Annotated in this window: 15 protein-coding genes; 12 read left to right on the forward strand and 3 right to left on the reverse strand. The window is 60.6% G+C overall.

Translation table 11 applies throughout. The annotated features are described in order from the left end of the window. Positions 1-57 precede the first annotated feature (57 nt). Entirely contained in the window at positions 58-414 is a 357-nt protein-coding gene (locus DCC27_RS01710; RefSeq protein ID WP_246840113.1) for a hypothetical protein, read from the forward strand. Here the strand turns inward: DCC27_RS01710 and DCC27_RS01715 are convergent. Next, on the reverse strand, positions 411-1,523 hold the full coding sequence (locus DCC27_RS01715; RefSeq protein ID WP_246840114.1) for an AI-2E family transporter: 1,113 nt from the start codon (positions 1,521-1,523) through the stop codon (positions 411-413). The two genes, DCC27_RS01710 and DCC27_RS01715, sit on opposite strands and share 4 nt — an antisense overlap. A 274-nt stretch (positions 1,524-1,797) precedes the next feature. On the opposite strand from DCC27_RS01715, the gene DCC27_RS01720 reads away from it, so the two are divergent. From DCC27_RS01720 to DCC27_RS01735, 4 genes are all read left to right on the forward strand, one after another. Then, positions 1,798-3,606, forward strand: coding sequence for a hypothetical protein (locus DCC27_RS01720; RefSeq protein WP_110110024.1), 1,809 nt, complete (start codon positions 1,798-1,800; stop codon positions 3,604-3,606). 80 nt (positions 3,607-3,686) lie between these two features. Continuing rightward, a complete protein-coding gene (locus tag DCC27_RS01725) occupies positions 3,687-4,619 on the forward strand; it encodes a co-chaperone YbbN (RefSeq protein ID WP_110110025.1) in 933 nt (310 codons plus the stop codon). A gap of 84 nt (positions 4,620-4,703) precedes the next feature. Continuing rightward, a complete protein-coding gene (locus tag DCC27_RS01730; RefSeq protein WP_110098677.1) occupies positions 4,704-5,057 on the forward strand; it encodes a DUF3039 domain-containing protein in 354 nt (117 codons plus the stop codon). Positions 5,058-5,223: 166 nt separating this feature from the next. Continuing rightward, positions 5,224-7,011: a DEAD/DEAH box helicase gene (locus tag DCC27_RS01735; protein ID WP_110110026.1), complete on the forward strand. Its 1,788-nt coding sequence runs from the start codon at positions 5,224-5,226 to the stop codon at positions 7,009-7,011. 100 nt (positions 7,012-7,111) lie between these two features. On the opposite strand, the gene DCC27_RS01740 is transcribed toward DCC27_RS01735, so the two are convergent. Then, positions 7,112-7,789 (reverse strand): isochorismatase family protein, encoded by a 678-nt coding sequence (locus DCC27_RS01740; RefSeq protein WP_110098679.1) that lies wholly within the window; start codon positions 7,787-7,789, stop codon positions 7,112-7,114. A gap of 57 nt (positions 7,790-7,846) precedes the next feature. Continuing rightward, positions 7,847-9,127 (reverse strand): nicotinate phosphoribosyltransferase, encoded by a 1,281-nt coding sequence (locus tag DCC27_RS01745; protein ID WP_110110067.1) that lies wholly within the window; start codon positions 9,125-9,127, stop codon positions 7,847-7,849. Positions 9,128-9,367: 240 nt separating this feature from the next. Here DCC27_RS01745 and clpS point away from each other — a divergent pair, with 240 nt between their 5' ends. From clpS to DCC27_RS01780, 7 genes are all read left to right on the forward strand, one after another. Continuing rightward, on the forward strand, positions 9,368-9,706 hold the full coding sequence (gene clpS, locus DCC27_RS01750; RefSeq protein ID WP_110099763.1) for an ATP-dependent Clp protease adapter ClpS: 339 nt from the start codon (positions 9,368-9,370) through the stop codon (positions 9,704-9,706). Between the two features lie 49 nt (positions 9,707-9,755). After that, entirely contained in the window at positions 9,756-10,445 is a 690-nt protein-coding gene (locus DCC27_RS01755; protein WP_110110027.1) for a DUF2017 family protein, read from the forward strand. Next, positions 10,442-11,386, forward strand: coding sequence for a glutamate racemase (murI, locus tag DCC27_RS01760; RefSeq protein ID WP_110110028.1), 945 nt, complete (start codon positions 10,442-10,444; stop codon positions 11,384-11,386). The genes DCC27_RS01755 and murI overlap by 4 nt, the downstream gene beginning before the upstream one ends. Positions 11,387-11,574: 188 nt before the next feature. Beyond that, positions 11,575-12,384, forward strand: a complete 810-nt coding sequence (locus DCC27_RS01765; RefSeq protein ID WP_110099760.1) for an MBL fold metallo-hydrolase — start codon at positions 11,575-11,577, stop codon at positions 12,382-12,384. A gap of 79 nt (positions 12,385-12,463) precedes the next feature. Then, positions 12,464-13,210 (forward strand): ribonuclease PH, encoded by a 747-nt coding sequence (gene rph / locus DCC27_RS01770; RefSeq protein WP_110110029.1) that lies wholly within the window; start codon positions 12,464-12,466, stop codon positions 13,208-13,210. Then, positions 13,207-13,881 (forward strand): RdgB/HAM1 family non-canonical purine NTP pyrophosphatase, encoded by a 675-nt coding sequence (gene rdgB / locus DCC27_RS01775; RefSeq protein WP_110110030.1) that lies wholly within the window; start codon positions 13,207-13,209, stop codon positions 13,879-13,881. The genes rph and rdgB overlap by 4 nt, the downstream gene beginning before the upstream one ends. Next, complete coding sequence (locus DCC27_RS01780; protein WP_110110031.1) at positions 13,878-14,912, forward strand: exonuclease domain-containing protein; 1,035 nt, start codon at positions 13,878-13,880, stop codon at positions 14,910-14,912. Before rdgB ends, DCC27_RS01780 begins: the two co-directional genes overlap by 4 nt. Positions 14,913-14,918 lie beyond the last annotated feature (6 nt).

A 14,918-nucleotide genomic window follows, 5' to 3' on the forward strand; every position in this document is an offset into this window, starting at 1 on the left:
ACCTGCACGAGTCGGCAGAGCGGGCGGCGCTGGGCGCGCACGGGTGAATATGACACAATGGGCATCGTGCCCCGCAGAAACCGCCCGCGCCAGTCTCAGCGCCACAAGTCTGGCCGGGGTGTCAAGCGTACCAAGCAACACGGGCATCGCCCAGAGTGGGGAATGAAAGGGCTGGACCCGAATTATCGGCTGGAACACAGTGCCAGCGGGGACTGGCATGTGCGCGAGATTCCGTCGTGGCGGGCCGTGAAGACCTATACCTGCCCGGGGTGTCTCCGCCAGATTCCGACCGGTCAAGCCCACGTGGTGGCCTGGCGGGCGGATTGGATTATGGGCGATGAACAGGCCGGGGAATACCGTCGGCACTGGCACCGAGCGTGTTGGACAAATCGTCGCCAGGACCTCGGACTTTAGTGCGCATCTTGCCGAGGGATGAGCACCTCTTTGATCAGCGTCATGATCGCTGCGGCAATCGGAATGGCCATCAGCGCGCCCAGCACGCCCAGCAATGAGCCTCCGGCGATCACGGCAATCACCGCAACCGAGGACGGGATGGAAACCGCCCGTCGCATCACTCTCGGTGAGACCAGGTAGGCCTCGACCTGTAGATAGATGAAGTAGATGATGGCGAAGATCAATGCTGATTGCCAGCCGGTCAGCAACGCCAGCAGAGTAATCACGGTGCCACCGATCACCGCCCCGACCAGAGGGATGAACGCCATGAACCCGGCGAAGGTGGCCAACAAGGCCGAAAAGGGAAGCCCGGCAATGCTCACCGCGGTGAAGGCGACAATACCGTTCAAGGTGGCCACAACCGTTTGACCGATCACGTAATTGCCGACGGACCGGGTGATTTTTTCCGATAGTTCCTCGGTACGACGACGCCGGCTGTAGGGGACCAAGCGGTGGGCCCAGAACTTAATCGAGGGTAGGGAAACCAAAAAATACAGCGTGAGAACGATCACAATCAGCACCGAGAAACCCGTGTTGATGATCGCGGTACCGACCCCGAAGAGGCCACCGGCGAGTCGAGTGACATTATCGGTGTTACTGACAAAACGATTCAGTTCGGTGAACGCGGTACTCCTCAGATCAAATTGGTCATCCAATCGTTGGAAGATGTCCGATTCTAAGAAGTCGGTGACCAGCTGAGGGATCTGCTGGATGAAATCAGCAGTTTGGGTGACCACGGTGGGGATCAGAATCCACATCAGCAGGGCAAAGACCGCCAAAAGTAAAACCACCGCGATCAACACACCCACCGAGCGGGGTGCGCCCCAGTGGACGATCTTGCGCACCACCGGGTCCAGGCCCAGGGTGATGAACAATGCGGCCAGAATCCACACCACCAGTTGCCAGTTATTGGACAGGACCCAGTACAGCGCTAAGGCGATGCCGACCCCGATGGTCACCATGAAACCGGTCTGGATGGGACGGGCGCTATAGGTGGGTAAGGCCTCGGTCTCGGTCTCGGTGGGAGTAGAGGCTGACTCCGGTTGCGATGTAGCGGGAGGATCATCCACCGTAAATCGTGGTCGGGGTGGTCGTGACGGTAATCGATCGCGCATGGATCGAACGCCGGATTTCAGGCGGCCGAATAACCCGGGGCGCTGGGAGGATGAGGAGGACTCTTCGGGATTCACGGTTCATACGGTACGCTACGGCAACGGCTGTGCACAGTACCTTACCGGTGTCCGATGCCGACGTGTTGGGTAAGCAGGTGCATTCGCTAGGGATGGATCCACGCTAAACTAAGTGGAACTGTCGTGACCGTTCAGAGATCTGGAAGAGAACAAGGTGAAAGTTTTTTTCGGTATTTTGTCTCTGGTGCTCGGAATCGCCTCGATGGTGGTATCCGTTGGGTTACAGACCGTCTGGTCCCCACCAGAGGAGAGAACCGCCAGCATCGAGGCCCCCGACTCGGAAGCGCCGCTGACAATCATTACCCCCGGTATTGAGGTGGAAGACGATGAGACGGCGGAATATACGCTCACCGGTGAGGGCGAGTTCACCCTAATGCTGGGGCAGCGCCGGGATATTGACGCCTGGGTGGGCGATGCTGCTCACACCGAGATCACTGGTATCGACGACTCCGGCGACGACCCGGTGGTGACTGTTGAAACCGTGGAGGGGGAATCTGAGGTTCCCAATCCGGTCAATTCTGATCTGTGGATGGCTACCCAGACCGTGGAGGGTGAAGTCACTCAGCGCTGGGCCGCCCCGGAAGAAGGCGATTGGGCCCTGTTAGTTGCTACCGATGGCACCACCCCTGCTCCCACCGAGCTATCGGTCACCTGGGCGACGGATGAGACCGAATCGCCGTGGGTCACTCCGCTGATGGTGATCGGCGTAGTACTGGTGCTGATCGGGCTGATCTTGTTGATCTGGGCGCTGGTGAGTTTCCGGTCCAAGGCGAAGAAAAAGCCTTCGGGACGCCGTGCTGCCGGCCGTGCCCCGGCTCGTGAGCAGGCGCAGGTGCCAGCTGCGGGTGAATCAGGGTCCGGATCGATCTCGACCCTGGGCCGAGTGAGTGCTGTGCTGGTGATCACCAGCATGATCCTGGCAACCACCTCGGTGCTCACCGCACAGGCAGAAAACACCGAGGAACCCGATAATGCTCCGGTGGAGTCACAGATTGATGAGGATGCCTCCGCGGTGCCCGAGGACGCCGTGGTGCCGGTGGTCTTCCCGGATCAGCTCGAGACCATCCTGGGACGGATCAATTCTGCGGTCGAAAAAGGTGACGCCTCCGAAAACGTCGAGGATCTCGGTCACCGAGTGCAGGCCCAAGCTCGCACCATGCGCTCTGAAATTTATCGCAACCGAGGTATTGATGAAGAGGTTTCCTCGCCTGTTCCGATTTCGGAGGACTCAATACAACGGGCCTGGATGGAACCCGATGAGCAGTTCCCGCGCACCATGATGGTGCTCACCGGCGCAGAGCCTGGGCAAAGCGATGAGGACTCGCAATACCCGCAATTATTGACGTTGACTCAACCCTCGGCCCGAGAACAATACCAGCTGGTGGCGAATACGCCGGTCTTGGACGGTGTGGAGATTCCGGCCGGTGACCTGACCGATACCGACGTAACCGAATTAGCCGAGGATGAGGACGCCGGTGCGGTGGCCTCACCCAAGGATGCCTTGACCGATGTGGTGGCCTATCTCGATGACCCTGAGGCTGATGCAGCCGACAGAGTCGCCGATAACGCCTACACCGAAGCAATTCATGAGTTGCAAAGCCAAGAGGTTGACGCCCAGTCGGAGAATAATACTGAGGTCTCTCACACGCGGAGCCTGTATAACGAGTCGATGACCGCACTGAAACTCAGTGATGGTTCGGTGTTGGTGATGGGGGCGGGCTCGTCGACCACGACATTTACTCCCGAAGAGGGTGGCACCGTGAATGTGGGCAAGGTAGCTGCCGGGCTGGACGACTCTGACAACGCTGACGAGGAAGCCACAGCGGAGGAAGACGCTGCGGGGACCTACAGTACCGAGGTACGACTCAAGTACCGCGAACAGCTGGCACTGCTGATTCCGGCTGAGGGTGAAATTCAGCTCGTGGGGTATTCCTCATCGCTGTCAGAAACCAGCAGTGAGTAGACTGAGCCCAGAACGTGATCGAGTCTCGTGGCCCCAGGGTGTCCACGGGCAATAATCCCCGACGACAGGAGTTCCTGCAGATGACCGAATCCACCGGTGCAACCCCCGCCCAATCGCGCGGAGCCGTTGATCTGACGCAATTACAGCAACAGAGCCCCGGTTCGCCCGCTGGGGGAGCGGATGGTGGATCGGAGGCCAGCTGGGTGCTGACCGATATGGATCAGCAGGGTCTGCAACAATTGTTGCAGCATGCCAATCAGGTTCCGGTCATCATTCACCTGGCTCGTTCGGCCACCGATGAGGTTTCGGCACAGATTGACCAGGCTCTGGTTCCAGAAATCGATGCGCGCGCCGGACGCATTGCCGCCGGTCGTGTCAACGTCGACACGCACCCCGAAATTTTGCAGGCCTTCGGTGGTGCCCAAGCTCCGATGGTATTGGCCATTCTGGGCGGGCAAGCGATGCCGCTACTCAATGCTCCGGCCCCTGCTGAGCAGATCAAGGCTCTGTTGGATGAATTGAACGCGGTAGCAGTCCAAAACGGTCTGTCGGGCTCAGTTCCTCCACTGGTGGCAGCCGAAGCCGACGCTGAAGGACACCTGCCACCGCATTTGCAAGAGGCCGAAGATGCTGTTGCCGCCGGCGATTATCACGGTGCAATCGCGGCCTATCAGCGGGTCTTGGAACAAAACCCCCGGGACGAGCACGCCAAAGCCGGGGTGGCCCGCGTCGAATTGTTGCAACGCACCGAGTCAATGGATGCCCAACAGGTCCGCACCGCAGCAGCCGAGAATCCCGATGCCGTCCAGGCCCAGATCGATGTGGCCGATCTGGATCTGCTGGGAGGTCACGTCGAGGACGCCTTCACCCGTCTGGTGAAATTTATTGCCTCCCACTTTGGTGACGACCGGGAGACGGCCCGGGCACACCTGGTCGAGTTGTATCAGATCGTCGGCGATCACGACCCGCGCGTGGGAGAATCTCGGAAGAAATTGGCGATGGCCTTGTTCTAGACCGAGCTGGCTAGATACCGGTCGAGGCCATGAGCGGATCCTCGGAACGCGACCCGTGGGCGTGATGAGGGTTAGAATAGAGGCATGACTTTTGAGACGATATCCGTGCTGAACTCTTCCGTGGATCCCGAGCAGGATCTCAGCGGTGGGTCAACGGGTGTGCTGGAACGCGAAGAACAGCGCCAAGCGACCGAACCCGGGGACCACGAACGTTTTAAACACTTCGTGCCGAAAGATAAGCTTGCCGATGCCATGATCAACGGCACCCCGGTGGTCGCATTGTGCGGCAAGGTCTGGGTCCCCTCACGGGATCCAGAGCGGTTCCCGATGTGTCCGTCTTGCCTGGAAATCTGGGAAGGTATGGAGTCCGGGGATGCTGAGTCCGGTCAGGGCCGCGGTGGCCGCGGATTCTTCGGATTCGGGCGCGGCAAGAAATAAACTCCGACAGAACCGGACCGTCAAAGCTACCCGAGCACCCTGTGTCCTCGGGTAGCTTTTGTCGTGGTGCCGGCCGGGTTGCTGGTCTAGCCACCGGTGAGATGACACAGCACGAACACAGCAGACACAACCGTAGGGGACATACAGGCCGGGGAGGAGCCAATCAGTGAGTGAGCAACCTGATGCGTTATTCCAGATCGGAGAAGATCTCCCCCCTGCTCTGCCGAAACGCGCTGCATGGGGCACCGCCTCGAAACTGCGCCAGTGGCAGCAAGAGGCGCTAGAACAGTATTTCTCGGCACCGCACAAAGATTTTCTCACCGTGGCTACTCCGGGTGCGGGCAAAACCACTTTCGCGTTGCGCGTGGCCAAAATGTTGAAAGAATCCGGGGTGATCTCCCGGATGACGGTGGTGGCACCGACCGAACACTTGAAGAAGCAGTGGGCCGATTCTGCGGCTCGTATCGGGTTGGCCATTGACCCGAACTTCAAGAATTCCGATGGGCATCATGGAAGAGAATATATGGGTGTGGCCCTGACCTACGCTCAGGTGGCCCAAAAACCGGTTTTGCACCGTAACCGCACCGAAGCAGCCCGCACGCTGGTCATTCTCGATGAGGTCCACCACGGCGGGGACGCACTCAGTTGGGGCGACAGCATCAAAGAGGCGTTCGAACCCGCCGCGCGCAGACTGTCACTGACTGGTACTCCTTTCCGTTCCGATGACGCCCAGATTCCCTTCGTGCGCTACGCCGATCAGGGGGACGGAGTGCTTCGGTCGCAGGCTGATTACACCTACGGGTACGGGCCAGCGCTGAAAGACCATGTGGTGCGTCCCGTGATTTTCATGGCCTATTCCGGGCAGATGCGCTGGCAAACATCAACCGGCGAAGTGATGGAAGCCCAGTTGGGTGAAGCTGCCACGAAGGACATGACTCAATCGGCATGGCGCACTGCACTGAACCCCGAGGGACAGTGGATCCCCTCGGTGCTCAAAGCCGCCGATCGTCGTCTCAGCGAAGTTCGTCGCAACGTGCCCGACGCCGGAGGACTGGTTATTGCCACCGACCATGAGGACGCCCGGGCCTATGCAGCCCAACTTCAGGCGGTGTGTGGCGAACCGGTGACCACGGTTCTCTCCGATGACCCGACGGCCTCGGAGAAGATCGAGAGCTTCACGACCTCTGATCAGCGCTGGATGGTGGCTGTGCGCATGGTGTCCGAGGGAGTGGATGTGCCACGACTGTGTGTGGGGGTGTATGCCACCTCCACGTCCACGCCGATGTTTTTCGCTCAGGCGGTGGGACGTTTTGTGCGCTCACGCAAGCGCGGTGAGACCGCCTCGGTGTTTTTGCCTTCGGTGCCGAAGCTGATGGCATTGGCCAATGAGCTGGAAACAGAACGTGACCACGCCCTTCAAGTCACCGGCGCCGTGGAAGTGGAGAATCTTGAGGAAGCCGCCGAAGAACGAGAACTGAAGGAAGCGAACCGACAGGAGTCGGCCTCGTCACGTCTGACCGAAGGCACCTTCCGTGCCTTGGAATCCGACGCTGCTTTTGACAAGGTCCTGTTCGATGGAGGCGAATTTGGTGCGGGAGCAGCCGTGGGATCTGCCGAAGAACTCGATTTCCTCGGCATCCCAGGTCTGCTCGATGCCGAACAAGTCTCAATCCTGCTCAAACAACACCAGGCCAATCACCTGAAAAACCGGACCGCCAAGTCCACGACACCCTCCCAGGATCCGGCGGTGGTTGACCACCGACAGATGAAAGAACTCCGGAAAAAGCTCTCCTCGATGGTGTCTGCCTGGGCTGCCCGCAGTGGTACTCCACACGGGGTGATCCATAACCGGTTGCGAGAGATCTCCGGAGGCCCTGCGGTGGCCCAGGCCTCCCGAGAACAATTACAAACCCGCATTAATACCTTGCAAAAATGGTTTGTGGGCAAGAAATAAACCTCCCGGCATCCACCGTCCCGGGATCAGTGGGCTCGGTGGCTGACGAGAGGTTTATCGCAAGCTGGTGCCAGCATTCAGGCTGGCCTCGGTACCGGTTTTAGTGAGCCAGAATGGCCCGGCACCGACCGACGTGGCATCCGGCATCTTCCATTTCCGAGAAAGCGTCTTCGGACTCCGCCGGATCAACACCGGCGCACAAATCTGCCAAAACCTTGACATCGTAGCCGGCATCGACGGCGTCCAGGGCCGTGGCTAGAACGCAGTGGTCGGTGGCAATGCCGACGATGTGCACGGTTTCAATATCGCGTTCGGCCAGCCACGCATTGAGATCCGGTGCACCATCTTCCACGGCGCTGGCTGCTGCGGCGGTGGCGCCATAGGGGCCGGCGTTACCGGTGGGGGCGTCCGACCGAACTTCATCGGGCTGGCCCAACAGCCCCTCAAACGCGGAGTAGCCGTCGTCGTAACGGCCCTTGAGGAACTCGGCCTGGATATGGTCGGTGTCGAGGTAGTCGCTGAGTTCAGCACCTTCGGTTCCGGCCACACAGTGAACCGGCCAGGTGTCACTGAAGTTGGGTTCCTCGTCGTTGTTCTGGGCGAAATGCGGGCCCGGTTCCACGTGCCAGTCGCGGGTGGCGACGACGGCATCGTATTGTGAATGAGCTTTCTCCAGGAATTCTGAAATCTTGGTTGCGGTGGCATTACCACCTTCGACGGCTAATGTACCGCCCTCGCAGAAGTCTTTCTGGACGTCCACGATCACCAATGCACGCATGGTCTTATGTTCCTTTGGATCGAGAGGTGCGTTGTGACGATGCTGAGCTAGCATATCCTATCTGTCCCGGGGGAAGTCAATCTCCTGGAATAGTGACGGAATGACCGGGTCTCCGGCTTGTAAACGGAAGGCCGTCCGGGGGAGTTCAGCCAGGGACTTACGGTGCCGGGCGACAGCCCGCTGCACACCGGCTTGACCGATATAGCGTTCGTCAATCTCACCGTGATCAACGAGCTTGACGACCACATCTCGATGGGTCTGATCGGATGTGATAGGTTCATCCACGCTGAGCAACTCAGCGGCGGCCACTCCGCTAGGAGTTAGCTGGCGGGCCGCATACTTCCGGCCACCCACCGATTTCTTCCCCTGGGAGGCTTTAGCCACATTATGCCACGATCCATCGTCGGCAGCCCGGGCAGTGAGCTTATAAACCATGGAGGCGGTGGGTGCCCCGGAGCCGGTGACCAGCTTGGTGCCCACCCCATAAGCACTCACCGGAGCCGAGCGCAATCCGGCGATGGCGTATTCGTCCAGATCCGAGGTGACCATGATTCCGGTGTCGGTATTGCCCAGCTCATCGAGCAATTCGCGCACCGAGTGGGCCTGCTCAATCAGATCACCGGAGTCAATCCGGACCTTGCCTAATCCGGGACCGGCCACCTCCACGGCGGTGCGGACTCCTTGCGCAATATCGTAGGTATCCACCAACAAGGTGGTGTCCGGACCGAGCGTGTCGACCTGAGCCTGGAAGGCCTCGCGCTCGGTGTCGTGTAGCAAGGTCAACGAGTGTGCCGCGGTGCCTCCGGTCGGAATACCGTAGCGGGAACCGGCTTCCAGGTTCGAGGTGGAACCGAATCCAGCCACATAGGCAGCCCGAGCGGCGGCCACAGCAGATTCCTCGTGGGTACGCCGGGACCCCATTTCAATGCAGGGGCGCCCCCCGGCAGCCCGCACCATTCGCGAGGCCGCCGAGGCCACGGCGGAATCGTAGTTCAGAATAGACAGGGCGTAGGTTTCCAGCAGGCAAGCCTCGGCGAAGGTGGCCTCAACCTGCAAGATGGGGGAGTGCGGGAAATACACTTCGCCTTCGGGATAACCGTAAATGGTGCCCGAAAACGTGAAATCGGCCAGCCACGCTAGGGTTTGATCGGTGACGACCCGGTGGTCGGAGAGAAAACCAAGCTCGGCGTCCGTGAAACGAAAGTGCTTCAGGCCTTCTAAGAATCGGCCGGTTCCGGCCACCACACCGTAACGTCGTCCCTCGGGCAAACGTCGTGCAAAGAGCTCGAAAATGCTGGGTCGATGTGCGGCGCCGGAGGCCATCGCCGTATCGAGCATGGTCAGCTCGTAGTGGTCGGTGAATAACGAGGACGGCCAAAACCCGCGATTGGTCTCTGAGTGATCGAGAATGCTCACTTAAACAACACTACTCTGTCTGACCGGGATGCCAAGACCCCAGCGGTGAGAACATCAGCGTCGCTGCAGCGCGCCACTGCACGCACGGCATCGGGGTAGCTCAGACAAGCCTCCACGGTGGCACGATCTGAACCAACTCTCGTTGTGTTTTAGACTGAACTCATGGCCAGACTACAGTTGTCGTTCTCTTCTCCAGTGGTGCATGCCACGGCGGTACCCGATGAGGACACCCGCAGCGATATACTCACCGAGAGCTCTCAGCAACCTGCCAGCCCCTGGAAAGTGATTGTCTGGAATGACCCGGTGAATTTGATGAGCTATGTCGCCTACGTGTTTCGGACCTATTTCGGGTACTCCCAGGCTCAAGCACACTCACTGATGCTCCAGGTCCACCAAGAAGGCAAAGCCGTGGTAGCCAACGGGACAAAAGAAGAAGCAGAACGGCACGTTCAGGCCATGCACGGTTTTGGGCTGTGGGCGACCTACGAGCCACATCAGTAGGCCACACAGCTGGGCCACATCACGAGACCACAGGAGATGTCTGCCACGTATGGCACGTGCCTTTAAATCGGGGATTCGCGGATATACCGCGCACCTAGAAGCTGAAGAACGCCGCTTATTGCGCTCGCTGTTTGCCGATGTCATTCAACTCTTGGGTGGAGCCCTGCCCGAGGGCGCGGAAACCCGGGACTCGGTGCTGAACCGGCCGGAAGACTCCGAGCAACCCGACGAATCCACGCAGCAGGGCCCCGCCGACACTGCATCTACCGGCGAGTCAAGCCAGGACATTGACGCCACGTTTTGGGATTTGGTCGGGCAATCCTCCGGGCTGGAGCCGCTTCCGGATCGATCCGACCCGGCCGTGGCGGCCCTGCTCCCGCCGGGGCGCAGTGGCGACGATGCGCAATCGGGTTCTCAAGAGTTCCGCGATTTGGCCGAGGACGCCATTCGGGCCGACAAGATTCAGGACTTACAGCTCGCCTGGGCCGCGCTACAGCCCCGGCACCTCGTGCTGGATACGCCCACCGCGCAGGCCTTTGCTCGTGCGTTGAACCAGGTCCGCTTAGTGCTAGCGACGCGCTTAGAAATCACCACCGAAGACGATGCTCGTAAGATTGCTGGGGTGAATTCATTGGATCGGGCCGAATCGGTGGAGTCCTACATGGCTTTGCTGTACAACTTTAGCTCATGGCTACTTGACACGCTGATGGTGGCCCTAATGCACGGAGAACGCGGATGAGTACCCACCCTGAACCCCAACCCCAGGCTCCGATTGGAATCTTCGACTCCGGGGTCGGCGGGCTGACCGTGGCCCGCTCCGTCATCGATCAGTTGCCCGATGAGAACATTGTCTACGTCGGCGATACCGCTCACTCACCCTATGGTCCACGCCCGATTGCCCAGGTGCGTCAGTTGGCCCTGGCGATCATGGATGAGCTGGTAGATGCCGGGGTGAAACTGCTGGTGATCGCCTGCAATTCGGCCTCCTCGGCGGTGCTACGTGATGCCCGCGAGCGATACACCGCCGGGTACGGCATCCCGGTGGTGGAAGTGATTCAACCGGCCGTGCGCCGGGCGGTGGCTACCACCCGTAATGGGCGCGTTGGGGTCATCGGTACTGAGGCCACGATCAGTTCCGGGGCCTATCACGATATGTTCGCCGCTGCCCCGCAATTGGAGATCACCTCCGTGGCCGCCCCGGAATTCGTTCACTTTGTGGAGGCCGGGATCACCACCGGGGAACGGCTCATTTCGGTGGCCGAGCAATACTTAGCGCCGCTGAAGACCGCAGGTGTCGACACGCTGGTGCTGGGGTGCACCCACTACCCGTTGCTTACCGGTGTGATCTCCTACGTGATGGGAGCTGATGTGAGTTTGGTTACGTCCTCGGAGGCCACGGCCCAAAGCGTCTACCGTGCGCTGGTGGAATTTCAGCTGGAAAATCCAGCCGGTGCCACTGACTCAGCGCCGCCCCTTCGTCCCGACGGGGTTCCCGGTAGTCAGCGAGAGAAATACCGATTTATGGCCACCGGCAACCCGGAGCAGTTTCAGCGTTTGGCCAGGAGATTCTTAGGTCCTGAGGTCTCCTCGGTGCAGGAAATCAGAACCGTGGCCGAAGAGTATCCCACCGGAACGTTGCGGGTGATCGACCAGGCGGTGGCGGAGCACCTGCGGGCCTGAACGGGCCTAGCAGGCGCCCGACCGTTCGGGTACGGAACTGGCCAGACCCGGTAGTGAACGTGGGGTAGATCTCTCGGTCGTGATGGCACCGACTCTGTGTCGACCGGGGTCCGGGGTTATGGTAGTCAGGAAGACAATCGCCAGCAGGTTGCCTCGGCGAGCACCACGACCGCGCAGGAGCACTATTCATGAAGTTGACCATTATCGGGTCGTCCGGTTCGTTTCCGGGACCCGGGTCTCCAGCATCGTGCTACCTGGTCTCGGCCCAAGGTGTCGACGAACAGGGCAACCCGAAGAAATATCGCATCCTGCTGGATCTGGGCAACGGCGCCTTAGGTGCCTTGCAACGCTACATCTCGTTGGACGAGGTGGACGCGATTTGTCTCTCGCATCTGCATCCGGACCACTGCATGGACTTATGTGGCATGCATGTGGCGATCCGGTGGGATCCCTCCGGCTGGCGGGCCGGACGGGTTCCCGTCTGGGGGCCGGCTGCCACTGCTGATCGGATGGCTATCGCCTACGGGCTCGACCTGGACCCGGGGATGCACGAAGAATTTGATTTCCAGCACTGGCAGAGTCGGGTCCCGGTGAAGCTGGGACCGATGACGATCACCCCCTATCCGGTGCGTCACCCGATTGATGAGGCCTACGCCATTCGCATTGAGGCCGAAGAGCACATTGGCGGCGACACCGTGCGGTCGGCGCTGACCTATTCCGGCGATACCGACACCTGTGATGAGCTGGTGGAAGCAGCCGATCACGCCGATATTTTCCTATGCGAGGCAGCCTTTCAAGAGGGTCGTGATGACGGGATTGAGGGGGTGCACCTGACCGGTCAGCGCGCGGGCGAGATGGCCCATCGCGCTGACGTGTCCCGGCTATTGCTCACCCACCTGCCGGTGTGGAACGATCCGCTGACTGTCGCCGAAGAAGCCCGTCGTAGCTTTGCCGGGCCCTTAGCGGTGGCGGTCTCGGGAGTGACCTACACCGTCTGAGACCGACGTGAACACAGACAGCCCCCTGCGCGGGGCCCGAATAAGGCCAAATAAGGCAAGAAAAGGACGTGATGTTGCTGTGAGCACTCAGCAGCGAGCCGATGGTCGTCGCGTTGATCAACTGCGCCCGATCACCATTGAGGCCGGATGGTCCACCCAAGCCGAAGGCTCGGCGCTGATTCGGTGCGGTGAAACCGTCGTGTTGTGTAACGCCTCGCTGACCGAAGGTGTCCCGACGTGGCTGAAAGGCCAGGGCACCGGCTGGGTCACCGCCGAGTACGCGATGTTACCGCGCGCCACCAGTCAGCGCTCCACTCGCGAATCGGTCAAAGGCAAGATAGGGGGCCGTACCCACGAAATCTCGCGACTTATTGGTCGGAGCCTGCGGGCCATCATCGACCGGAAGGTGCTGGGCGAGAACACCATCGTACTGGACTGTGATGTGTTGCAGGCCGATGGTGGCACCCGTACCGCCTCGGTTACTGGCGCCTACGTGGCCCTGGCCCAAGCGGTGTCCTGGGGCAAATCCCAGGGACTAATCCCCGCAGCACACAATCCGCTGACAGATTCCATCTCCGCCATCTCGGTTGGCGTGGTCGACGGGGTTGCCATGCTGGATTTGCCCTACCGGGAAGACTCCCGGGCCGATACCGACATGAACGTGGTGGTCACCGGATCCGGTGACTTCGTGGAAATCCAAGGGACCGCCGAAAACCAGCCGTTCAACCGGGACGAGCTGAACACGCTACTGGACCTGGCGGTAGCCGGAACCACCGAGCTGGCAGAAATCCAGCGCCAGGCACTGCAGGAGGCCGGAGTCCAGTGAGCGCCACCTCCGCATCCACAGCTGCGCGATCGAACCGTGATCCGGTGCTCGTGTTGGCCTCTCATAATCTCGGGAAGCTCACTGAACTGCGTCAGCTGATCGCCACTGGGCTGAGCACGCACCCAGAGCTGGACCTCGATGTCGAAACCCAGATTATTGATGCTGCCACCGCCGGCGCCCCAGACGTGGTGGAAGATGGGGTCACCTTCGCCGAGAACTCGCTGAAAAAGGCTCGTGAGATCGCCCAGGCCACCGGACTGGTTGCTATCGCTGATGACTCCGGGTTATGCGTGGACGTGCTCAACGGTGCTCCCGGCATTTTTTCGGCCCGTTGGTCAGGAACCCACGGGGATGACACTGCCAACCTGAATCTCTTGCTGGCTCAGCTCTCCGATATTCCGGCCGAGCACCGTGGCGCGCACTTTCGGTGCGTGGCCTCACTGGCCACCCCGGCCGGACAAACCCACGTTGCACACGGCGTCATGCAGGGCCAGCTGGCCACCAATGCTACGGGGCGCGGCGGATTCGGCTACGACCCAATTTTTATCCCGGACGGTTATCAGTGCACCGCCGCGGAACTCTCCCCTGAGGAGAAAAACGCGATCTCTCACCGAGGCCGGGCTTTCGAGGCCTTGCTACCCCATATCCTGCGGGTGCTGAGCCAATCATGATCGACTTCACCGCCATCGACTTCGAAACGGCCAACGGTTTTCGGGGCTCAGCCTGCTCCATCGGGATGGTGCGGGTTCGCCACGGGAAGGTGGTGGCCCGCAACTACCAACTATTGCGGCCACCGGAAGGCTATGACCGGTTCGATCCGCGCAACACCCGCATTCACCAGCTCACCACCCAGGATGTGGCCCATGCCCCGCGGTTCGGTGATGCCATGGAGGGGCTGATGGAGTTCATCGGCACCGATACGGTGTTCGCCCACAACGCCGGATTTGATCTGGGAGTCATCGAGTCCGGCATGGAAGTCTCCTTGAGACCGGTGCCGGCCATCACCTACGGATGCACGCTGATGCTGTCGCGGAAGGTTTACCAGCTGGCCTCCCATGCCTTACCCTCGGCCTCGGCCGAAGCCGGTTTCGATCTCACCGTCCACCACCACGCCTTGGATGATGCCGAAGCCTGCGCTGCGATCGTGATCGATTGTGCCCGTCGGCTACAGGCCGACAGCGTCGCGGACCTGATGGAACGCGCCGGGGTCGGACTGCGCCAGCTGACGGCTAAACAGCCCGGCGAGCCGCTGTCTCGGGCCACCCGGCACGCCCAGCGGATGGGGTCGGTCTTTGATTCCCGGGTCATCACCGCTGCTGATGAGATGCCGGACCTGTTGCACTGGCCCGATGAGGGCGATAATCCCGAACCCAATACAGCCGCCGATCCAGATCACCCGCTTTTCGACCAACACGTGGTCTTCACCGGGAATCTGGGGATCTCGCGTCAGGAGGCCAAGAACCGAGCGGCCACCTACGGGGCCCACACTGCTAGCCGCGTCAACGGGTCGACCACCATGCTGGTGGTCGGCGACGGCTTCCGCTCCCATGACCTGCAGGCGCGTTCCCGGCACCCGGCTCGTACCCATAAGAAAATGCGTGAGGTGCTACACCGCAATGAGACCGGTCAGTCGATCACTATTGTCACCGAGCCCGAATTTCTCCAGATGCTGGACTACGTCTGGCCGGCCCACACCAGCTAGCGGTCG

Source organism: Auritidibacter sp. NML130574 (assembly GCF_003185725.2).
GTDB lineage: Bacteria > Actinomycetota > Actinomycetes > Actinomycetales > Micrococcaceae > Auritidibacter > Auritidibacter ignavus.